Here is a 20,864-nt window from a genome sequence, read left to right on the forward strand (position 1 = left end):
CCCCGCCCCGGTGTCCGCGATGCAGCGAGCCGTCCGTCAGTGGGCCTCGTCCCAGTTGGCGCCGACACCGACTTCCGCCAGCAGCGGCACCTTGAGCGCGGCAACGCCGGCCATCAGCGTCGGGATCTCGGCCTTCACCCAGTCGAGTTCCTCGTCCGGCACCTCGAAGACCAGTTCGTCATGCACCTGCATGACGACCTTCGTCTTCTTGCCCTGTTCGTCCAGCGCCTGCTGAACGGCGATCATCGCCAGCTTGATCAGGTCGGCCGCCGTGCCCTGCATCGGCGCATTGATCGCTTGACGCTCAGCAGCGGCCTTTCGAGGGCCGTTGCCTCCCCTGATCTCAGGAAGCCACAGACGACGACCAAACACCGTCTGCACGTAGCCCTTCTCTTGGGCGAACTGCTTCGTGTCGTCCATGTAGCTGCGCACACCGGCGAAGCGCGTGAAGTAGCGATCGATGTAGTCCTTCGCCGCCTTCTGCTCGATGCCCAGCGACTGCGCCAGCCCGAACGCGCCCATGCCGTAGATCAATCCGAAGTTGATCGTCTTGGCGTAACGACGCTGCTCCGGCGTGACCGCGTCCAGCGCGGCACCGAACACCTCGGCCGCTGTCGCGCGGTGCACGTCCTGGCCTTCCTGGAACGCCTTCAGCAGGCCCGGGTCCTCGCTCATGTGCGCCATGATCCGCAGCTCGATCTGCGAATAGTCCGCCGACACGATGTGGTGCCCCGCCGGCGCGATGAAGGCCTCGCGCACGCGCCGACCCTCCGCCGTGCGGATAGGGATGTTCTGCAGGTTGGGCTCGTTGCTGGACAGCCGCCCGGTCACCGCCACGGCCTGCGAGTAGGTCGTGTGCACGCGCCCCGTCGTCGCATTGACCATCAACGGCAGCTTGTCCGTGTAGGTGCTCTTGAGCTTGGCCAGCGAGCGGTATTCCAGGATCTTGGCCGGCAGCGGGAAGTCCGCCGACAGCTTCTCCAGCACCTCTTCGTCCGTCGACGGCGCGCCGGTCGCGGTGCGCTTGACCACCGGCAGGCCGAGCCGGTTGAACAGGATCTCGCCGATCTGCTTGGGCGAGCCGATGTTGAACGGCTGCCCCGCGATCTCGTACGCGGCCTGCTCCGCTGCCACCATGCGCTGGCCGAGGTCGGCGCTCTGCGCCTGCAGCCGGCCCGCGTCGATCAGCACGCCGGTGCGCTCGATGCGCGCCAGCAGCGCGGACACCGGCATCTCGATCTGTTCGTAGATGAACTTCAGGCCGGCGTCGGCCTCCAGGCGCGGCATCAGCGTCTGGTGCACGTGCAGGCACATCTCGGAGTCCTCGCAGGAGTACTCCGAGGCCTTGGCCACTTCCACCTGCGCGAATGGGATCTGGTGCGCGCCCTTGCCGCACAGGTCCTCGTAGCTCAGGCCCTTGCGGCCCAGCACGCGATCGGCCAGCGCTTCCAGGCCGTGGCCGCGATGCGCCTCCAGCACGTAGCTCTCCAGCATCGTGTCGAAGGCGGTGCCCTGGACCGCGATGCCGTGATTGGCCAGCACATGGGTGTCGTACTTGACGTTCTGCGCGACCTTCTTCTTCAGCGGATCCTCGAGCCAGGGCTTGAGCTTCGCAAGCACCTCGTCCATCGGCAGTTGCTCGGGCGCGTCCGGGCCGTCGTGACGGATCGGGATGTAGGCGGCCTCTCCCGGCTTCACGCTGAAGCTGATGCCGACGATGCGCGCCTGCATCGGATCCAGCGAATCGGTCTCGGTGTCGAAGGCGGCCAGCTCCGCGGCGTTCAACTGCTCGATCCAGGCGTCGAGCCGGGACATGTCCAGGATGGTCTCGTAGCGCTTGTCCACGGGGATCGCCGGATGCTCGACCTCCGCAGAGGGATCGGTCGGGCTCGCCGCACCGACGTCCGCTTCCGGCTTGGCGCGCTTGGGCGCGTCGCCGCCGAGCTTGCCTTCCAGATCGCGCTTCCAGGTCTTGAAGCCGTTGCGCGTGTAGAAATCGAGCAGCCCCGCCTCGTCCACCGGGTTGAAGGCGAGCGCCTCCAGCGCGGGCCAGCCCGCCACATGCGTGCACAGGTCGCAGTCGACCTTGACCGTCACCAGCTTGCGGCCCATCGGCAGCCAGTCCAGCGCCTTGCGCAGGTTCTCTCCGGCCACGCCCTTGATCTGGTCCGCGTTGGCGATCACGCCGTCCAGCGAGCCGTGCTCGCCGATCCATTTCGCCGCGGTCTTGGGGCCGACCTTCTCGACGCCGGGCACGTTGTCCACGGTGTCGCCCATCAGGGTCAGGTAGTCGATGATGCGGTCCGGCGGCACGCCGAACTTGGCCAGCACGCCGGCCTCGTCCAGCTTCTCGTTGCTCATCGTGTTGATCAGCGAGACGTCCGGCGTCACCAGCTGCGCCAGATCCTTGTCGCCGGTCGAGATCACCACCTGGTGCCCCGCCTGCGCCGCCACCCGCGACAGCGTGCCGATGCAGTCGTCGGCCTCGACGCCGGGCACCGTCAGCACCGGCCAGCCCAGCAGCTTCACCACCTCGTGGATCGGATCGATCTGCTCGCGCAGCGCGTCGGGCATGGGGGCGCGCTGGGCCTTGTACTCGGGATACCACTCGTCGCGGAAGGTCGGGCCGGAGGCGTCGAAGACGCAGGCCGCATGCTCGGCGCCGTAGTCGTCGCGCAGCTTCTTCAGCATGGCCACCATGCCGTGGATGGCGCCCGTGGGCTGCCCACCCGGACCGCGCAGGTCGGGCATGGCGTGGTACGCGCGATAGAGGTAGCTGGACCCGTCGACCAGCAGCATCAGAGGTTTGCTCATCCCGACATTGTTGCAGGCGCGCGGCGTCCGGATTGACAGGAGCCTGGGCCTCCAACCGGCACTCGCCCGGGGGGACGGGGTTTTCCTGGGGCCAAGCTTAGAATCGACGTCACCATGAAAACCACCCGCCTCGCCCCGCTGCTGGCCGTCCTGGCCGCCTTTGCGTTCCAGGCCCATGCGGCCGGTGCGTCCACGCCGACCCCGACGCCCATCCCCGCCGAGCCGCTGAAGTTCCGCGACGTGCCGGAGGTGAAGATCGAGCAGCTCGTCAGCGAGGACGACAAGGTCCGGATCGAGGAGACGCGGGTACGAGGCCTGACCCAAAAGGTCGTGGTCAAGAACAAGGACAGCAAGGCGCCCGAGTACGAGATCCTGCTCGGCGACACCGGCCGTGACCTCCCCACCCGCCAGGGCGACGACCGCGGCAGCGCGGGCGCGCGGGTCTGGCGCCTCTTCAATTTCTGACCCGTCGACGCTGACCCGCTCCGGTCGGCTCCCGGTCCGTTCTTTTCCCCTTTTCATGGCCGTATTCACCGACGTCTCGACCGAGCAGGCGCAAGCGCTGCTGGACACCCTGGCCCTGGGCGAACTCCAGTCGCTCAAGGGCATCACTGCCGGCATCGAGAACACCAACTACTTCGTCACCACGACGCGCGACGGCGAGCAGCATGACTACGTGCTGACGATCTTCGAGCGCCTGAGCTTCGAGCAGCTGCCCTTCTACCTGGAGCTGATGCGCCACCTCGCGCGCAAGGGCGTGCCGGTCCCGGCGCCGCAGCCCGATGCGCAGGACCGCATCCTCCACACCCTGGCCGGCAAGCCGGCGGCGGTGGTGGACAAGCTGCTAGGCGGCCATCAACTGGCCCCGGACGTGTTCCATTGCGAGCAGGTCGGCGCCGGCCTCGCCCGCATGCACCTGGCGGGCCAGGACTTCCCGCTGCACCAGGACAACCTGCGCGGCCTGCCCTGGTGGCGCGAGACCGTGCCGGTCGTGCTGCCGCACCTGACGCCGGAACAGGCCGAACTGCTGAGCGCCGAGCTGGCCTTCCAGGAACAGCTCGCCGACGCCGCCGCGGCCTTGCCGCGCGGCCCCGTCCATGCGGACCTGTTCCGCGACAACGTGATGTTCGACGGCCTGCCCGGTCGCGAGCGACTCAGCGGCTTCTTCGACTTCTATTTCGCCGGCGTGGACAGTTTCCTGTTCGACCTCTGCGTCTGCCTGAACGACTGGTGCATCGATCTGGACAGCGGCCGCCTCGACGAGCAGCGCGCCGGTGCCTTCGTCAAGGCCTACGAGTCGGTGCGCCCGCTGTCCGGCGCCGAACACCGCCTGCTGCCCGGCCTGCTGCGCGCGGCGGCGCTGCGCTTCTGGATCTCGCGGCTGTGGGACTTCCACCTGCCGCGCGAGGCCAGCCTTCTCAAGCCCCACGATCCCACCCATTTCGAGCGCGTCCTGCGCGAGCGCATCGCCAGACCCTGGCATGCGCTGGAGTCCTTGCCATGATCCTGCACCTGCAAACAGTCCCGCCGCGCAACGGCCTGCTCTGGGTGCGCCACGGGCTGAAGGTGCTGCGGCGCAAGCCGATCGCGCTGATCGGTCTGTTCGCCGTGTTCCTGCTGATCTCGTCGCTGCTGCAGCTGGTGCCGCTGCTGGGCCAGCTGGTGGTGCTGGCGGCGCTGCCGCTGGTGTCGCTGTCCTTCATGCTGGCGTCGCACCAGGTGCTGCAGTCGCACACGCCGACGGCCGCGGTCTTCGTCCAGCCGCTGCAGCTGACCAAGGAGCGCCGTCGCGACCAGTTGCTGCTGGGCGGCCTCTACGCGGCCAGCACGATCGCCGTGATGTTCCTGGCCCACTGGCTGGACGGCGGCGCACTGGTGCGCGCGGTCGAGCAGGTGGCCGCGGCGGGCGGCGCCGGCGCCGGCAAGGTCGACCCGAAGGCGGTCGAGGCCACCATCGCCGACCCGTCGCTGACCAGCGGCATCGCCCTGCGCCTGGCGCTCACCGGCCTGATCTCGATCCCGTTCTGGCACGCGCCGGCACTCATCCACTGGGGCGGCCAGGGCGTCATGCAGGCGCTGTTCTCCAGCACGCTGGGCGTGTGGCGCAACAAGGGCGCGTTCGCGCTCTCCGGCCTGGTCTGGGTCGGCCTGACCTTCGGCGCGACGATGGCGCTGACCGTCCTCGGCATGCTGCTGGGCCTGGCCAATCTGCTGCCCTTCCTGCTGGTGCCGCTGGCGATGATCCTGACGACGGCGTTCTACTGCTCGCTGTATTTCACCTTCATCGACTGCTTCATGTTCGGCGCGCCGAAAGACCTGCCCGAGACGCCAGTGACGCCGGTCTGATCCCGGATCGGATCGCCCGCGTCACCTCGAATCAGGTGCCGGGTCTTGCCTCCATCGCCCCCCAACGGCGCGCCAATCGCGCGCCGATCGCGCCCCCGCGCCGATCCGCCATTCGCACCGTGATGACAGGACGTAATTCCTAACGACTTTTTCACGCCTTCGTCACTTGCCCTTCGCAGAATCCGCCCGCCTTTCCATTGAGCGGAGCCTTCACGAATGAGCAAGCAGCACGACATCGTTGCCAGCCAAGACAGCGCCAACGAATACGACGAGGATGCGGTGGTCAACCCGTCCGCGAACCCGCATTTCGAAGACATCCTCGCCGCGCGCCTGTCGCGGCGCGTCGCCCTGAAGGGCGGCATCACCACGGCGGCCTCCGCGCTGCTGGGCGGCTCCATCCTGAGCGCCTGCGGCAGCAGCGACGATTCGACCGCACCGGCTCCGCCGCCCGCCCCCGCGCCGCCGCCCCCGCTGAAGATCGGCTTCAACGCCGTCCCCAAGAACAAGAACGACCTGGTGACCGTGGCCGACGGCTACAACGTCAGCATCCTGCACGCGCTGGGCGACCCGCTGCACTTCGGCGACGAGTCCTGGAAGGACGACGGCTCCGAATCGGCCGAGTCCTACAACCGCCGCATCGGCGACGGCCATGACGGCATGTACTACTTCGGCATGAGCGATGCGGGCGCCTTCGACGTCAAGCGCTCGGACCGCGGCCTGCTGGCCGTGAACCATGAGTACGTCGTCGCCCCTTACGGCCTGCATCCGGCCGGCCGCGCCACCGGCGCCGCGCGCAACGCCACCGAGGTCGAGAAGGAGATCTACGCCCACGGCATCTCCGTCTGCGAAGTCAAGCGCGACACCACGGGCACCGGCATGAGCATGGTGCGCGGCTCGCGCTACAACCGTCGCGTGACCTCGGCCACGACGATGGACTTCACCGGCCCGGCCAAGGGCAACGCCCTGCTGCAGACGCTGTTCAGCCCGACGGCGGTCCAGACCCGCGGCACCAACAACAACTGCGCCAACGGCTACACCCCGTGGGGCACCTACCTGACCTGCGAGGAGAACTACCTCAACGTGATCAGCCGTGCCGCCGGCGACGACGCCTTGCGCAGCGGCGCCAAGGAAGTGGCCGGCCTGAACCGCTACGGCCTGCCGCAGAACCGCAAGAGCCCCTACCTGTGGGAAACGGCCGGCACGACCGACCTGTTCGCCCGCTGGAACTCGTCGGTCACCGGCGCCGCCGCGACCGCCGACTACCGCAACACCATCAACACCTTCGGCTGGGTGGTCGAGATCGATCCGTTCGCGCCGGACTCGGTGCCCGCCAAGCGCACCGCGCTGGGCCGCTTCAACCATGAAGGCGCCTGGCCCGCCGAGGCGGTCGCCGGCAAGCCGATCGTCATCTACATGGGCGACGACTCGCGCAACGAGTACATCTACAAGTTCGTCTCCAAGGCGAACTGGGATGCGGCCGATGTCGGCAAGGGCATGGCCGCCGGCGCCAAGTACCTGGACGAAGGCACGCTGTACGTGGCCAAGTTCAACGCCGACGGCACCGGCAACTGGATGGCGCTGACCTTCGGCGCCAACGGCCTGACCGCGGCCAACACGACCTACGCCTTCGCCGACCAGGGCGACGTCGTGATCAACGCGCGCATCGCCGGCGACATCCTGGGCGCGACCAAGATGGACCGTCCGGAATGGGGCGCGGTGCATCCGACCAACGGCGAGGTCTACATGACCCTGACCAACAACAGCAACCGCGTGGCCCCCACCGCGACGCCGACCGGCAGCCAGCTCAAGCCGGACGCCGCGAACCCGCGCTACTACGTGGACATGAAGGGCACGGCCTCGCAGACGGGCAACCCCAACGGCCACATCATCCGCTGGAAGGAAGACGCGGCCGACGTCACCAAGCTGACCTGGGACGTCTACCTGTTCGGTGCCCAGGCCGATGCCGCCGCGGACGTCAACCTGTCGGCGCTGGCGGACAGCAACGACTTCTCGAGCCCGGACGGCCTGTACTTCGACAAGCGCGGCATGCTGTGGATCCAGACGGATGACGGCGCCTACACCGACATCACCAACTGCATGATGCTGGCGGCCCTGCCGGGCAAGGTCGGCGACGGCGGCGTGGCGAACGCGGCGGGCGGCACGCAGACCCGCGCGGGCGCCAAGGCGACCTCGGACACGCTGCGTCGATTCCTGGTCGGTCCGAAGGAATGCGAGATCACCGGCATCGCGATGACGCCTGACTACAAGACGCTGTTCTTCAACGTGCAGCACCCGGGCGAGGAAACGACGCCGGACTGGAACGCCAAGACCTTCGGCAGCTACTGGCCGGCCAACCAGGCCGATGCCAACGTCAAGAAGCGTCCGCGTTCCGCGACCGTCATCATCACCCGCAAGGACGGCGGCGAGATCGGCATCTAAGCAGGCCGGGCCAAGGCCCGACGCCCCCGGTCTCACTGGGGCCGGAATGATTCGGGGGGTTCCCGGACGGGACGCCCCCCGAGTCGTGGAGAGCCCGCGCCAGGCGATGGCAGGACTCTTCGAGGGCTGCTACTTCGAGATCTCCGAAGCAAGCGCTGCCTGACGGTCGCTCTCTTCGAGCAAGCGTCCGAGCAGGCGCTCGATCACGGGCCGCGGCACGTCGTTCCCGAGTTCACCAGCCACTACTTCCGCCTGTGCGCGCACCTGCTCGCACAGGCGTTTCAATTCCAGCGTGACGCTGCGGGGTGCGATGTCGCAGTCGCGCGCGAAGTCTGCCCATGCCTGCGCATTGAACGCGGGTGGCTTGTCGTTCCCGATCGCGAATCCATGCGCCGGCGCCACGCGCAGGCCGCCATGGTCGACGAAGAAGGACAGGTCCGCCGCGCCCGAGCCTGCGCAGCCGATGAGCTGCCGGAACATCGTCCAGCGCAGCAGCGCGCGGCTGTCGACCAGCGGCGTGGGGCTGTGCGCCAGCAGCGAGAACAGCTGCGTGAGCGTCACCGTGTCCTGATCGGCCAACGTCACGCCGAGCGCCTGACAGGCGTTGATCGCATGCAGACGCCGGACGCGACCGTCCTCGAGCCGCTGCCGGTCGAAACGCTGGACTTGCAGCACCGGCTCCGGCATGCGGTGCAGCTGCACCGGCACCACGTCCAGGCCCACGCGCGCAGCGAGCCGCATGCAGAAGAATTCGTCGAATGCCTGATCGCGCGACGCTTCCGCGTCGGCGCCGGCGTCGGACGCCGGCTTCAGCACGTGGGTCGAGGCCATTTGCGGCCCGTCGACGAGGTGCCATCCGCCGTCCCGCTCCACATAGACCGCGAGCTTGTCCCGCGCCCCGCCGAGCGCGCCACGCACCTGGCCGTCCCACACCGCGAAGGGCGTCGCCTCGCGATGGCGGAGGCGTTCCGACAGTTCCTCGCGTGCGATAGCGCGCTGCACCGGGCCGGCCGGCCGTTGAAGGCCGTCCGCGATCAGCCGGACGGCGCCGGCCAGATCCCGCCCCATCAGGCGCAGCGCGCCGAAGCTGTCCTCGGATCGCAGCCCCAACGCGGCCAGGATCCGCGGCCGCGCTTCGCCAGCGGGCAGCAGGTGGTCGAAGAACGCGAGGATCGCGTCCGTCGCGGACTCGCTGCCCGGCCCGCCGCGCGGCGGCATCGGCAGCGAGGGCGCCAGCGCGAAGGCCAGCACTTCCGACGTCCATCGTTCGAGATAGGCCAGCGACAACCTGCGCGGCGCATCGGCTGCGCCAGACGCGGTAGAAGCCGCAGACGCGGCGGACGCGGCATCGGCCGGCTTCAACCAGCCGACCTCATGCTCGTCAAGCCAGACCTCCACACCGTTCATGCATCGTCCAGGTCGGAGAACTTCGAGTCGCGCGCGGTGCGGATCGCGCGTCTGACGACCTCGCGCTGCTGCGACGGCACGGCGAAGAGGCTCACGCCGAGCGCCCTCGCCGCCTTGAGCACGGTGGACAGGCTCACGCCGCCCTGGCCCGTCTCGATGTTGATCAGCGTCTGGCGCGACATGCCCAGCGCCTCGGCGGCTTCGACCAGCGGCAGGCGGGCGGTGGTGCGGGCGGCCCGGACGGCGGCGCCCAGCGCCAGGGCGTCCTCGACCATCGGGTCGTCGGGCGGATCGATCGGTACAACAGTGCGCATGGAGATTCCAGAATCAAAGACGTAGTCGCCGGATCTCCCTCCCAGGCAATCGTGATTCCTGTTTGCTGGAATCTTTATCGCTCACCGCCCATTCTGCGCCTGGAGACACGCCTCACGGCGTGCTCCGTACGATATCCGCTCAGTCGATCGGGGTCAGCTTGGCGACGCTGAGCGCCAGCCACTTCGTGCCGTGCCGGCCGAAGTTCACCTGCGCGCGCGCGTCCGGCCCGCTGCCTTCCAGCGTCAGCAGCACGCCCTCGCCGAACTTGTTGTGGAACACGCCCTTGCCGACACGCAGCCCGCCGTGTTCATTGCCGGTCTTCTCGGCCGCCGACTGCTTCATGGCCTGGGGCACCGGCGCCTGCGGGAAACCGGCCGGATCGACGCGACCCGCGCCCACCATCGACTTCAGCCCCGAGCCGCGCTGCCACGCCTGCTGGTAGTCCTTCGCGAAGCCCGAGCCGAAGCCCTGGTTGCGCGGCGTCAGCCACTTCAGCGTCTCCTCGGGCAGCTCCTCCATGAAGCGGCTCTTGATGTTGTAGCGGGTCTGGCCGTGCAGCATCCGCGTCTGGCAGAAGCTGATGTAGAGCCGCTGACGTGCGCGCGTGATCGCGACGTACATCAGCCGGCGCTCCTCCTCCAGCCCGTCCGAATCGGACAGCGAGTTCTCATGCGGGAACAGGCCTTCTTCCATGCCGGTGATGAACACCGCATCGAATTCCAGGCCCTTGGCCGAATGCACCGTCATCAGCTGGATCGCGTCCTGGCCGGCCTGCGCCTGGTTGTCGCCGGCCTCGAGCGAGGCATGCGTCAGGAAGGCCGCCAGCGGCGACATGATCTCGCCGGTCTCCGCGTCCGGCGTCGCCGGCGCGGCCGGGGCGACCGCCGCCGGCAGTCCGTCCGCGATCGCGCCGGGCGAGTGCTCGTCCACCGGCAGCGCCACCGCATCCTTGCCGAAGCCCTCCTGCGTCACGAAGGCCTCGGCGGCGTTCACGAGTTCGCCCAGGTTCTCCAGCCGGTCCTCGCCTTCCTTCTCCGCGCGATAGAACGCGGTCAGGCCGGAGTGCTCGATGATGTGCTCGATGATCTCGCGCAGCGTCAGCCCGGCCGTGGCCTCGCGCATCGCGTCGACCAGGCCGACGAAGCCCGCCAGGCTCGCGCCGCCGCGGCCGCCGACCGCGCCGATGCTCTGCACCAGCGATCGCCCGCTCGGACGCGCCGCGTCCTGCAGCTGCTCGATGGTGCGCGCACCGATGCCGCGCGCCGGGAAGTTGACGACGCGCAGGAAGCTGGTGTCGTCGTTGGGGTTCTCGATCAGGCGCAGGTAGGCCAGCGCGTGTTTCACCTCGGCGCGCTCGAAGAAGCGCAGGCCGCCGTACACGCGGTACGGGATGCCGGCGTTGAACAGCGCCGACTCGATCACCCGCGACTGCGCGTTGCTCCGGTAGAGCACCGCGATCTCCTTGCGTTCCAGGCCCTGGCGATGGAGTGCTTGTGCCTCCTCGAGCAGCCATTGCGCCTCGGCGAAGTCGCTGCTGGCCTCGTGCACCCGCACCGGTTCGCCCGGACCGGCCTCGGTGCGCAGGTTCTTGCCCAGGCGGTGGCTGTTGTTGCTGATCAGCGCATTGGCCGCGTCCAGGATGTTGCCGAAGCTGCGGTAGTTCTGTTCCAGCTTCACGACCTGGCGCACGCGGTACTCGCGCTCGAAGTCGGCCATGTTGCCCACGCGCGCGCCGCGGAAGGCGTAGATGCTCTGGTCGTCGTCGCCGACCGCGAACACGCCCTGCCCGCGCCCGGGCGGCGCGAACATCTTCAGCCACGCGTACTGCAGCTTGTTGGTGTCCTGGAACTCGTCGACCAGCACGTACTGGAAGCGGCGCTGGTAATGCTCGCGCACGGCCTGGTTGTCGCGCATCAGCTCGAAGGAGCGCAGCATCAGCTCGGCGAAGTCGACCACGCCCTCGCGTTCGCACTGGTCCTGGTAGGCCTGGTAGATCTCGACCAGCTTGCGCGTCTGTTCGTCGCGCAGGTCGATGTCCTTGGGACGCATGCCGTCCTCTTTCGCGCCGGCGATGTACCAGGAGACCTGCTTGGGAACGAAGCGCTCCTCGTCGAGCTTCATCGCCTTGATGACGCGCTTGACGGCCGAGACCGTGTCGCCCGAGTCCAGGATCTGGAAACCTTGCGGCAAGCCGGCCAGTTTCCAGTGCGCGCGCAGGAAGCGGTTGCACAGGCCGTGGAAGGTCCCGATCCACATGCCGCGCACGTTCACCGGCAGCATCGTGGACAAACGGGTCACCATCTCCTTGGCGGCCTTGTTGGTGAAGGTCACCGCCAGCACCGAGGCCGGCGTCGCGTGGCCCTGGCTCATCAGCCAGGCGATGCGCGTCGTCAGCACCCGCGTCTTGCCGGAGCCGGCACCGGCCAGGATCAGCGCGGGCTCCTGGCCCAGCGTCACCGCGGCGTACTGCTCGGGGTTGAGGTTGTCCAGCAGACCGCGCGGCGCGCGCGGCGTGAACAGGTCCTCTTGCGGCGGGGTCGGGCGCTCGTCGCCAAAATCCTGGGAATTCATCCAGCCATTCTAGAGAGGCTGGCATCATGCCGGCCTCATGAAGACAGAAAAATCCAGGACCGCGGCGAACAGCGCGGCGCACAGCGCAGCCAAGAAGGCAACGGCCACCGGTTCAGAGGGAAATCAGTGCCCCTGCGGCACGGGCCGGTCGTATGCATCGTGCTGCGGCACCTTGCACCGCGCCTTTGCCGAGAACGGCGCGCTCATCGCGAGCGACGCGCAGGCGCTGATGCGCTCCCGGTACACGGCCTACACGATGGACCTGATCGACTACCTGCTCGCGACCTGGCATCCGAGCACCCGACCCGCTTCGCTGGATCGCGGCGAGCGGGATCTGAAGTGGCTGGGCCTGGAAGTGCGGCAGCACACGCGCCAGGACGCGGACCACGAGACGGTGGCCTTCGTCGCGCGCAGCAAGCTCGGCGGGCGCGCGCACCGCATGCACGAGATCAGCCGTTTCGTGCGGGAGCACGGGACGTGGCTGTACGTGGATGGCCAGATCGACTGACCAGCCGCACGGCCGGCGTGCGTCTCACCGCCCCGCGCAAGGCCAGGACGAGCCGGTCCAGGAAGGACCGGTGACCGATGTGAAACTCTTGAGGCATGGCGAACTCCTGCTGGCGACGACGACTGCGGGTGCGGACCGGGGGGTCCCGCCACCGACATCGATGGCGCTCTTGCCTGCTGCGATGATGAGCAGGCCGCATGACAGGATTTTGGCGAACCACCCTGTGACTGTCCTCTCCCCCCAAACGGGGAAAAGAGGGCAAAAAGCGCTCCAGGCGTGCGCACACCGTCCCCTTCAGCGATGACATCCCCCCTTTCCCTCCTCCATCTGGACGAACACCTCGCGGTGATCGACAAGCCCGCCGGGCTCCTGGTCCATCGCACCGCCATCGACGCGCATGAGGAAGACGCCGCGCTGCAGCGTCTGCGCGACCAGCTCGGCCGGCCGGTCTGGCCGGCGCATCGCCTGGACCGCGGCACCTCGGGCGTGCTCGTCTTCGCGTTGAGCGCCGCGGTGGCGAGCCTGCTCGGCGTGGCCCTCGCCGAACGCCGCACGCACAAGCGCTACCTGGCGCTGGTGCGCGGCTGGCCCGGCGCCGAAGCCGGCAACGATGGCCGCGATGGCGGCGTCATCGACCACCCGCTCGCCCGCGATCCGGAGCTGCCGTCCGCCGGGCAGCCGCATCTGGACGCGCAGACCGAGTGGTCCTGCCTGCGTCGGCATGAACTGCCGGTCAGCACCGATCCGCGCTTCCCGACGACGCGGCTCGCGCTGCTCGCCTGCGAGCCGGTGCAGGGACGACGGCACCAGATCCGCCGGCATCTGAAGCACATCGCGCATCCCATCGTCGGCGACGCCAACCACGGCAAGGGGCCGCTGAACCGCGCGCTCGCGGCGCATTTCGGGCTGCAGCGCCTGTGGCTTCACGCGCAACGACTGACCCTGGCGCATCCGATCACCGGAGCGGTGCTGGAACTCGAAGCGGCACCCGGCCCGGAGTGGGCGCCGTTCCTCTGAGTGGAGGCCTCAGCCGAAGCGCACGGTGTAGATCGGCGGCAGATGCCCCGACACGAGTGACCAGCGGTCGCCGGCATCGTCGGTCGCCCAGAGGTTCCCGGTCGTGCTGCCCATCAGGAGACGTCGACCGTCGTCGTGCGCGGCCAGGCCGTGGCGATAGACGAGGTCGTAGCAATGCGCCTGCGGCAGGCCGTTGCGCAGCGTCTCGAAGGTCTTGCCGCCGTCGCGTGTGCGGTTCACCACCAGCGCGCCGTCGACGGGCAGGCGTTTCTCGTCCTTCACGCCCGGCACGAACCACGCGGTGTTCGGATCGCCCGCATGTGCGGCCACCGCGAAACCGAAACCCGACAGCGGCGGTTTGATCTCGCCCCAGTTCGCGCCGCCGTCGACCGAGCGCCAGACGCCGTTGTGGTGCTGGCACCAGAGCACGTCCGGATCGGCTGCACTGGCGACGATGCGATGCGGGTCCTGGGTGTTCTCCTCGCCCTGCTGCTCCGGCGGCATGAAGTCGGCGCGCATGCCCTTGGCGCTGATGTGCCAGTTCGCGCCGCCGTCCTCGCTGCGCCAGGCGCCGCCGCAGGAGATGCCCAGCAGCAGCCGCTTCGGGTCGCGCGGATCGACGTTGATCGAATGGATGCCCGGCGCGTCGTAGCCGCCGCCGAACCAGCCCAGCCGCTCGGGCTTGTCCCAGAGCGTGTCGACGAGCTGCCAGGTCTCGCCCTGGTCGTCGCTGGCGAAGAGGCCGCCGGGAATGGTCCCGGCCCACAGCCTTCCGTCGCCGCCGCGCTCCAACGCCCAGATCTGCTGGAGCTTCCAGGGCGGGCCTTCCGCGCCTTCCGGCTGCTCGGGGAAGGCGGGCGCGGCGAGTTCGCGCCACGTGGCGCCGCCATCGTCCGACGCCTGCAGCTTGGCGCCGAAGTGCCCGAGGTTGAGCGCGGCGAACATCCGGCCCCCTCCCGCGGGTGCCGGCAGCACCATGCTGACGGGGTCCCCCACGAAGCTGTGGCGGCCGATCGACCATCCGCCGTTGGCGGGATCGCTGCGCAATTCGAACAGACCCTTGCGGGTCGCGGCCCAGGCGGTGGTGGTCATCGGTGTCTCCTTGCGATGGCTGGTGTTGCGATGGCGGGCATGGCGATGGTGGACAGCACCTCTCACGACGAACGGGCGTCGCGGTTCTCGACAGGCTGCGGGGCGGTGGCGCGCAGCGGCTCCGGCCGGCGCTCAGCCGCCCGACAGCGCCTGCAGCACGTAGACCTTGGACTGCGCCGTCAGCGGATCGCTGAGCGCCTGGCGATCCCGCGCGCGGTGGCCGTCGATGAACACGGCGACATGCGTGCGCAGGTGGCCCTGCTCGTCCAGGATGTAGCCGCGCAGGCGTGGATTGCAGTCGAAGGCGCGCGTGAGCGCCTCCCCCAAGGTGCCGGCGTCGCAGTCCAGCTGGGGGGTGTCGACGAAGCGATGCAGTTGCGACGTGAATTCGACATGGGCCATGGTGTCCATCCTGCGACGAAGCGGGCCGTATGAAAAGAGCAGAATCGCGGGCCCTCGCGCTCGCAGAACCCATGACCAACGACACCTCGACCGCCGCCGATGCCTCTGCCGACATCAGCCACGCCCGCACCGGCATGCTCTACGCCGCACTGGCCTACATCGCGTGGGGACTGTTCCCGCTCTACTTCAAGCGCTTGAGCGACGTCAGCGCCTTCGAGGTCATCGCGCACCGGACGTTGTGGTCCATGGTCTTCGTCGCGATCGTGCTGACGGCGCTGCGCCGCTGGGCGTGGCTGGGTCCGGTGCTGCGCTCGCCGAAGCTGCTCGGGACCTGCGCGGTGTCGGCGCTGCTGCTCTCGACCAACTGGCTGGTCTACGTGTGGGCGGTGCAGCAGGGACACGTCGTGGAGGCCAGCCTGGGCTACTTCATCAACCCGCTGGTCAACGTGATGCTGGGTTTCGTGTTCCTGCGCGAGCGGCTGCGGCCGGTGCAGTGGCTGGCGATCGCACTCGCCGCGGCCGGCGTGATCTGGCTGACGGTGACCGCCGGGCGGCTGCCGTGGATCGCGCTGGTCCTGGCGTTGAGCTTTGGGGTCTACGGGCTGATGCGCAAGACGGCACATCTGGGCGCGCTTGAAGGTCTGACGCTGGAGACGCTGATCCTGTCGCCCTTCGCCGCCGTCGCGCTGTTCTGGTGGACCAGCCACGGCACCAGCGCGTTCGCGACCGGCGACGCCGGCCACATCGCGTGGCTGCTGCTCGCCGGGCCGCTGACGGCTGTGCCGCTGCTGCTGTTCGCCGCCGGCGCGCGCCGCATCACGCTGACGACGCTCGGCCTCGTGCAATACCTGTCCCCGACGATCCAGTTCCTGCTTGGTGTGTGGCTGTATCACGAGCCGCTCGCCGGTGCGCGACTCGTCGGCTTCGTGCTGATCTGGTCGGCGCTCGCGGTTTACAGCGCGGAGAGCCTCTGGCGCAGTCGTCGGTGAAATCCACAAACGACTGACGCCCCTTTCGGGGCGTCAGTCAGGTCGGTTCAACCGGGATCAGTTTCTGATGATGTGGTCGAAAGCGCTCAGTGCCGCCTTCGCCCCATCGCCGGCCGCGATGATGATCTGCTTGAACGGCACGGTCGTCGCGTCACCCGCGGCGAACACGCCCGGCACCGAGGTCTGGCCCTTCGCGTCGACGATGATCTCGCCGTGTTTGGACAGCTCGATCGTGCCGCGCAGCCACTCGGTGTTGGGCACCAGGCCGATCTGCACGAACACGCCTTCGACCTCGACGCGCTTGCTCTCGCCGGTGGCGCGATCCACGTAGTTCAGACCGTCGAGCTTGCCCGCCGTGCCGGTGAACTCGCTCGTCTGCGCCTGCTTCAGGATCACGACGTTGGGCAGGCTTTCGAGCTTCCTCACCAGCACCGCATCCGCGCGCAGCTGATCGCCGAATTCCAGCAGCGTCACATGCGACACGATGCCGGCCAGGTCGATCGCCGCCTCGACGCCGGAGTTCCCGCCGCCGATGACCGCCACGCGCTTGCCCTTGAACAGCGGACCGTCGCAGTGCGGGCAGTAGGCCACGCCCTTGTTCTTGTACTCCTGCTCGCCGGGGACGTTGACGTTCCTCCAGCGTGCGCCGGTCGAGAGGATCACCGTCTTGCTCTTCAGCGAGCCGCCGTTGGCCAGCTTCAGTTCGACCAGGCCGCCCGGCGTGGTCGCCGGAATCAGCGCTTCCCCGCGCTGCAGGTTCATCACGTCGACGCCGTAATCCTTGACGTGCGACTCCAGCGCCATCGAGAACTTCGGACCGTCGGTGGACAGCACGGAGATGTAGTTCTCGATCGCCAGCGTGTCGTTGACCTGGCCGCCGAAACGCTCGGCTGCAATACCGGTGCGGATGCCCTTGCGGGCCGCGTACACCGCCGCCGCCGCGCCGGCCGGGCCGCCGCCGACGATCAGCACGTCATACGGATCCTTGGCCGACAGCTTGGCCGCGTCCTTCTCCGCCGCGCCGGTGTCCAGCTTGGCGGCGATCTCTTCCACGGTCATGCGGCCCGAGCCGAATTCCTGGCCGTTCAGATAGATCGTCGGCACCGCCATGATCTCGCGGGCATTGACCTCGTCCTGGAACAGCGCGCCGTCCACGATCACCGTCTTGACGCGCGGATTCAGCACCGACATCAGCGACAGCGCCTGCACGACGTCCGGGCAGTTGTGGCAGGTCAGGGACATGTAGACCTCGAAGAGGTAGTCCCCGTCCAGGCCCTTGATCTGGTCGATGGTGGAGGGCTCCACCTTCGGGGGATGGCCGCCCGTCCACAGCAGGGCCAGCACCAGCGAGGTGAACTCATGGCCCAGGGGAATCGCGGCGAAGCGCAGGCTCTGCTCGGTGCCTGTGCGCTTCAGGCTGAACGACGGCTTGCGCGCATCGTTGCCGTTCAGGTTCAGCGTGATCTTGTCGGACATCGCGGTGATGTCCTGCAGCAGCTGCTTGAGCTCTGCGGCGCTCTCGGAGTCGTTCAACGAGGCTTCGATCTCGAACGGCAGCGTGACCCGCTCCAGGTAGGCCTTGAGCTGCGCCTTCAGGTTGTCGTCCAACATCGTTGCTTCCTTCCAATTTTCTTAAGCGACTTCGAGAACCGGCCTCCCTGTCAGATCAGAGGGGCGGCCGAGCACACGCCCGCGGACCGGATCGGTCCACGCGCGGCGCTTCTGCAGTGAGGGGGAGAGGAACGTCCTCATCCGGATCACGGTCGGGGCGGAAGCCCTCTCGAAGAGGGGCTCCCGCACCCGCGGGCGAGATCCTTAGATCTTGCCGACCAGGTCCAGCGACGGGGCGATGGTCTTGTCGCCTTCGTTCCACTTGGCCGGGCAGACCTGGCCCGGGTTCTTGGCGACGTACTGGGCAGCCTTCAGCTTGCGCAGCGTTTCCTTGACGTCGCGGGCAATCGCGTTGTCATGCACTTCCAGGGTCTTGATGACGCCGTCCGGATTGATCACGAAGGTGCCGCGCAGGGCCAGGCCTTCTTCCGGGATGTGCACGCCGAAGGCGTTCGTCAGGGCGTGCGTCGGGTCGCCGACCAGCGGGAACTTGGCCTTGCCGACGGCCGGCGAGGTTTCGTGCCACACCTTGTGCGAGAAGTGCGTGTCGGTCGTGACGATGTAGACCTCGGCGCCCAGCTTCTGGAACTCGCCGTAGTTGTCCGCCGCGTCTTCGACTTCCGTCGGGCAGTTGAAGGTGAAGGCGGCCGGCATGAAGATCAGCACGGACCACTTGCCCTTGAGCGACTCTTCAGTGACCTCGATGAACTTGCCGTTGTGGAACGCTTGGGCCTTGAAGGGTTGGACTTGGGTGTTGATCAGGGACATTGCTTCGTTCTCGCTGTCTGGGGTTGATGGGATGGAAAGAATCATAGGGGGCCGGGGCTATCGGCGGGTTTGAATTCCCCAATGCGGCCTATTGCGTATCCCTATTGATCCAAGCTATCAAAAATCATTTGTGCGATAGCAAAAACGTCATATCGCCGACAAACCACCGTCAAAACCGCCAGATCGCCCTTCCCCCGCGTTCAAACCCAGAGAACGGCGGTCAGACCGCTTCCAGCGCCAGCAGTTCCTCCACGGTCTGGCGACGGCGGATGAGTCGGTCCGACGTGCCGTCGACCAGCACCTCGGCGATCAGCGGCCGGCTGTTGTAGTTGCTGGACATGGACGCGCCGTATGCGCCGGTATCGTGAATGACCAGCAGGTCACCGACCTGGGCTTGCGGCAATTCCCGCGCCAGCACGACGCCGCCTTCGGCCTGGGTGAACACGTCGCCGGATTCGCACAGCGGACCGGCCACCACCGTCTCCTGGATCGGGCGCCGCTGGCCATCCGCAGGGATCAGGCTCATCGCATGGAAACTGCCGTACATCGCCGGCCGCATCAGCTCGTTGAAGCCGGCGTCGACCAGCAGGAAGTGCTGACGCCCCTGCGCCTTGACCGCGCGGACCTCCGCCAGCAGCACGCCGGATTCCGCCACCAGGTAGCGGCCCGGTTCGATCTCGAGCTCCAGCGGATGGCCGACGACGTTCTCGGCTTCCTTCCGGGCGGCGTCCCACAGGCTGAAGTAGTGGGCGGTGTCTATGCGCTCGCCACCCTCCTGATAGGGAATCGACAGGCCGCCGCCGGCCGAGATGGCCAGCAGATCCAGTCCGCTGGCCTTGACGGTTCGGACGAGCTCGACCATGGCGCTGCCGACGCGGCCCAGATGTTCGTAATCGACGCCCGAGCCGATGTGCATGTGCAGTCCGATCAGCGTCAGCCCGCGGCGCGCGATGACCGCCAGCGCATCCTTCAACTGCTCATGCCAGATGCCGTGCTTGCTGTGTTCGCCGCCGGTGTTGGTCTTGTTGCTGTGACCGTGGCCGAAGCCCGGATTCAGGCGCAGCCAGACCGGGTGGCCGGGTGAGACTTCGCCGAGTTGCTCCAGCATGTCGATCGACCCGGCGTTCACCGGAACGCGGTGCTCGACGACCGTCTTGAGCGTCTCCCGGTCCAGCAGGTCGGCGGTGAACACGATGTCCGAGTGGACCGCGTCCGCGCCGGTCCCGACCGTGAAACCGGCAGCGAAGGCCCGCAGCAGCTCCCCGCGCGACACGGAGTCGACCTTCACGCCCTGCTCCCGCATCAAACCAAGGATGTGCGTGTTGGAGCAGGCCTTCTGCGCGAAGCGCACCGTGTCGAACCCGCCGAGCGCGGTGATGCGCTCGCGGATGACAGCGGCGTCGTAGACCCACAGCGGGGTGCCGTACTTGGCGGTGAGCGCTTGGAACTGCTGTTCGCGGGCGGGGGTCAGGGCTTGCGGCATGTCAGGAATCCTTCAGTCGACTGCATCTTGGAACTTCTCGGAAGTTCCTGGAATTGCCGCAAGCATCCACGGGACGTCGTATTCAATCAAATGCTTTGTTTTGATGATTGAATTCATTGTTGATATGCACTGATATCCTGCCGGGATGTCTCTGCCAGTCACGCACCGCCACATCGAAGTCTTCCGCGCCGTCATGACCGCCGGCAGCGTGACCGGCGCCGCGCAACTGCTGTTCACGTCCCAACCGACGATCAGTCGCGAGCTGGCACGGATGGAATCGCTGCTCGGCTACGCGCTGTTCGAACGCACGGCGGGGCGGCTGCGCCCGACGGCGCGGGCGCTGGCCTTGTTCGATGAAGTCCAGCGCGCCTACCAGGGCCTGGATCAGGTCGTCGCCCGCGCCCAATCGCTGGGACGCGCCGAGGACGAACGCCTGCGCGTCCTGACGCTGCCAGCGCTGGCGCACGCACTGCTCCCCGACGCCAGCGCCGACTGGCTGACCCGGCACCCGCAGGCGGAGCTGACGTTGACGCCGCAGGAGTCCCCGCTGCTCGAGGAATGGATGGCGGCGCAGCGCTTCGACATCGGCCTGAGCGAGGTCTCGGCCACCGTGCCGGGCACACGCAGCGAGACGCTGGCCGAGCTCGACGAGGTCTGCGTGCTGCCCGCCGGCCATCGCCTGCTGGAGCGACAAGTCCTGACCCCCCAGGACTTCGAGGGCGAGCGCTTCGTCAGCCTGTCGGCCGAAGATCCCTATCGCCGCCAGTTCGACGCCATCTTTGCAAGCGCCGGCGTGCGACGCCGTCTGCAAATGGAGACACACAGCGCGATCGCCGTCTGCGCGCTGGTTCAGAAAAACCTGGGCATTGCGCTCGTGAATCCGCTGACCGCGCGGGCGTGTAGCGGCCCGGATCTGCACCTGCGACCGTTCTCGGTGTCGGTGCCCTTCCGCATCCAGGCGCTGTGGCCGCTGCATCGCGCCGCGCATGCATTGACGCAGGATTTCATCGATGCGGTGAGACGTGCGCTCGCACCCGCGATGGCCAGTCAACTCCACGCCGGAAAAGCAAAACGGCGCTGACCGCAGGCCAGCGCCGTTCGA

General features: G+C 67.9%; 17 protein-coding genes. 8 read left to right on the plus strand and 9 right to left on the minus strand.

Translation table 11 applies throughout. The features are described from left to right. Positions 1-36: 36 nt before the first annotated feature. Complete coding sequence (gene polA / locus VF536_RS23380; RefSeq protein ID WP_331617309.1) at positions 37-2,814, minus strand: DNA polymerase I; 2,778 nt, start codon at positions 2,812-2,814, stop codon at positions 37-39. A 114-nt stretch (positions 2,815-2,928) separates the two neighbouring features. On the opposite strand from polA, the gene VF536_RS23385 reads away from it, so the two are divergent. The 4 genes from VF536_RS23385 (at position 2,929) to VF536_RS23400 (ending at position 7,599) form a co-directional block, all read left to right on the plus strand. Then, a complete protein-coding gene (locus VF536_RS23385; RefSeq protein WP_331617310.1) occupies positions 2,929-3,279 on the plus strand; it encodes a hypothetical protein in 351 nt (116 codons plus the stop codon). A gap of 55 nt (positions 3,280-3,334) precedes the next feature. After that, positions 3,335-4,318 (plus strand): homoserine kinase, encoded by a 984-nt coding sequence (locus VF536_RS23390; RefSeq protein WP_331617312.1) that lies wholly within the window; start codon positions 3,335-3,337, stop codon positions 4,316-4,318. Next, positions 4,315-5,160, plus strand: a complete 846-nt coding sequence (locus VF536_RS23395; protein WP_331617313.1) for a BPSS1780 family membrane protein — start codon at positions 4,315-4,317, stop codon at positions 5,158-5,160. The genes VF536_RS23390 and VF536_RS23395 overlap by 4 nt, the downstream gene beginning before the upstream one ends. 216 nt (positions 5,161-5,376) lie before the next feature. Next, positions 5,377-7,599, plus strand: a complete 2,223-nt coding sequence (locus VF536_RS23400) for a PhoX family phosphatase (RefSeq protein WP_331617314.1) — start codon at positions 5,377-5,379, stop codon at positions 7,597-7,599. Positions 7,600-7,728: 129 nt separating this feature from the next. Here the strand turns inward: VF536_RS23400 and VF536_RS23405 are convergent, their stop codons facing one another. The 3 genes from VF536_RS23405 to VF536_RS23415 form a co-directional block, all read right to left on the minus strand. Beyond that, positions 7,729-9,006 (minus strand): HipA domain-containing protein, encoded by a 1,278-nt coding sequence (locus VF536_RS23405; RefSeq protein WP_331617316.1) that lies wholly within the window; start codon positions 9,004-9,006, stop codon positions 7,729-7,731. After that, on the minus strand, positions 9,003-9,320 hold the full coding sequence (locus VF536_RS23410; protein WP_088408724.1) for a helix-turn-helix transcriptional regulator: 318 nt from the start codon (positions 9,318-9,320) through the stop codon (positions 9,003-9,005). Before VF536_RS23410 ends, VF536_RS23405 begins: the two co-directional genes overlap by 4 nt. A gap of 139 nt (positions 9,321-9,459) precedes the next feature. Further along, positions 9,460-11,892 (minus strand): UvrD-helicase domain-containing protein, encoded by a 2,433-nt coding sequence (locus VF536_RS23415; protein WP_331617318.1) that lies wholly within the window; start codon positions 11,890-11,892, stop codon positions 9,460-9,462. 37 nt (positions 11,893-11,929) lie between these two features. Between VF536_RS23415 and VF536_RS23420 the strand changes: the two genes are divergently transcribed. Both VF536_RS23420 and VF536_RS23425 read left to right on the plus strand, forming a co-directional pair. Beyond that, complete coding sequence (locus VF536_RS23420; RefSeq protein WP_331617319.1) at positions 11,930-12,400, plus strand: YchJ family protein; 471 nt, start codon at positions 11,930-11,932, stop codon at positions 12,398-12,400. A gap of 300 nt (positions 12,401-12,700) precedes the next feature. Beyond that, positions 12,701-13,417: a pseudouridine synthase gene (locus VF536_RS23425; RefSeq protein WP_331617320.1), complete on the plus strand. Its 717-nt coding sequence runs from the start codon at positions 12,701-12,703 to the stop codon at positions 13,415-13,417. Between the two features lie 9 nt (positions 13,418-13,426). Here VF536_RS23425 and VF536_RS23430 read toward each other — a convergent pair whose 3' ends face one another. Together VF536_RS23430 and VF536_RS23435 are read right to left on the minus strand one after the other, a co-directional pair. Continuing rightward, on the minus strand, positions 13,427-14,509 hold the full coding sequence (locus tag VF536_RS23430) for an exo-alpha-sialidase (protein WP_331617321.1): 1,083 nt from the start codon (positions 14,507-14,509) through the stop codon (positions 13,427-13,429). 132 nt (positions 14,510-14,641) lie between these two features. Beyond that, positions 14,642-14,911, minus strand: a complete 270-nt coding sequence (locus VF536_RS23435) for a MoaD/ThiS family protein (RefSeq protein WP_331617322.1) — start codon at positions 14,909-14,911, stop codon at positions 14,642-14,644. 71 nt (positions 14,912-14,982) lie between these two features. Here VF536_RS23435 and rarD point away from each other — a divergent pair, with 71 nt between their 5' ends. Next, complete coding sequence (gene rarD, locus VF536_RS23440; protein WP_331617324.1) at positions 14,983-15,900, plus strand: EamA family transporter RarD; 918 nt, start codon at positions 14,983-14,985, stop codon at positions 15,898-15,900. A gap of 57 nt (positions 15,901-15,957) precedes the next feature. Here rarD and ahpF read toward each other — a convergent pair whose 3' ends face one another. The 3 genes from ahpF to lysA form a co-directional block, all read right to left on the minus strand. After that, positions 15,958-17,511: an alkyl hydroperoxide reductase subunit F gene (ahpF, locus tag VF536_RS23445; protein WP_331617325.1), complete on the minus strand. Its 1,554-nt coding sequence runs from the start codon at positions 17,509-17,511 to the stop codon at positions 15,958-15,960. 204 nt (positions 17,512-17,715) lie between these two features. Beyond that, positions 17,716-18,279: an alkyl hydroperoxide reductase subunit C gene (ahpC, locus tag VF536_RS23450; protein ID WP_067283909.1), complete on the minus strand. Its 564-nt coding sequence runs from the start codon at positions 18,277-18,279 to the stop codon at positions 17,716-17,718. A gap of 220 nt (positions 18,280-18,499) precedes the next feature. Beyond that, positions 18,500-19,762 carry a diaminopimelate decarboxylase gene (lysA, locus tag VF536_RS23455; RefSeq protein ID WP_331617326.1) on the minus strand — a complete coding sequence of 421 codons (1,263 nt, stop codon included), beginning with the start codon at positions 19,760-19,762 and terminating at the stop codon, positions 18,500-18,502. A gap of 145 nt (positions 19,763-19,907) precedes the next feature. On the opposite strand from lysA, the gene VF536_RS23460 reads away from it, so the two are divergent. After that, entirely contained in the window at positions 19,908-20,843 is a 936-nt protein-coding gene (locus tag VF536_RS23460) for a LysR family transcriptional regulator (protein ID WP_331617327.1), read from the plus strand. Positions 20,844-20,864: the final 21 nt, after the last annotated feature.

It is taken from the genome of Roseateles sp. (assembly GCF_036486225.1).
Classification (GTDB): Bacteria; Pseudomonadota; Gammaproteobacteria; order Burkholderiales; family Burkholderiaceae_C; genus Roseateles.

Excerpts from the sequence above, each read along its gene's own strand:
- polA (WP_331617309.1), bottom strand. The coding sequence starts at position 2,814 with ATGAGCAAACCTCTGATGCTGCTGGTCGACGGGTCCAGCTACCTCTAT.
- VF536_RS23385 (WP_331617310.1), top strand. The coding sequence starts at position 2,929 with ATGAAAACCACCCGCCTCGCCCCGCTGCTGGCCGTCCTGGCCGCCTTT.
- VF536_RS23390 (WP_331617312.1), top strand. The coding sequence starts at position 3,335 with ATGGCCGTATTCACCGACGTCTCGACCGAGCAGGCGCAAGCGCTGCTG.
- VF536_RS23395 (WP_331617313.1), top strand. The coding sequence starts at position 4,315 with ATGATCCTGCACCTGCAAACAGTCCCGCCGCGCAACGGCCTGCTCTGG.
- VF536_RS23400 (WP_331617314.1), top strand. The coding sequence starts at position 5,377 with ATGAGCAAGCAGCACGACATCGTTGCCAGCCAAGACAGCGCCAACGAA.
- VF536_RS23405 (WP_331617316.1), bottom strand. The coding sequence starts at position 9,006 with ATGAACGGTGTGGAGGTCTGGCTTGACGAGCATGAGGTCGGCTGGTTG.
- VF536_RS23410 (WP_088408724.1), bottom strand. The coding sequence starts at position 9,320 with ATGCGCACTGTTGTACCGATCGATCCGCCCGACGACCCGATGGTCGAG.
- VF536_RS23415 (WP_331617318.1), bottom strand. The coding sequence starts at position 11,892 with ATGAATTCCCAGGATTTTGGCGACGAGCGCCCGACCCCGCCGCAAGAG.
- VF536_RS23420 (WP_331617319.1), top strand. The coding sequence starts at position 11,930 with ATGAAGACAGAAAAATCCAGGACCGCGGCGAACAGCGCGGCGCACAGC.
- VF536_RS23425 (WP_331617320.1), top strand. The coding sequence starts at position 12,701 with ATGACATCCCCCCTTTCCCTCCTCCATCTGGACGAACACCTCGCGGTG.
- VF536_RS23430 (WP_331617321.1), bottom strand. The coding sequence starts at position 14,509 with ATGACCACCACCGCCTGGGCCGCGACCCGCAAGGGTCTGTTCGAATTG.
- VF536_RS23435 (WP_331617322.1), bottom strand. The coding sequence starts at position 14,911 with ATGGCCCATGTCGAATTCACGTCGCAACTGCATCGCTTCGTCGACACC.
- rarD (WP_331617324.1), top strand. The coding sequence starts at position 14,983 with ATGACCAACGACACCTCGACCGCCGCCGATGCCTCTGCCGACATCAGC.
- ahpF (WP_331617325.1), bottom strand. The coding sequence starts at position 17,511 with ATGTTGGACGACAACCTGAAGGCGCAGCTCAAGGCCTACCTGGAGCGG.
- ahpC (WP_067283909.1), bottom strand. The coding sequence starts at position 18,279 with ATGTCCCTGATCAACACCCAAGTCCAACCCTTCAAGGCCCAAGCGTTC.
- lysA (WP_331617326.1), bottom strand. The coding sequence starts at position 19,762 with ATGCCGCAAGCCCTGACCCCCGCCCGCGAACAGCAGTTCCAAGCGCTC.
- VF536_RS23460 (WP_331617327.1), top strand. The coding sequence starts at position 19,908 with ATGTCTCTGCCAGTCACGCACCGCCACATCGAAGTCTTCCGCGCCGTC.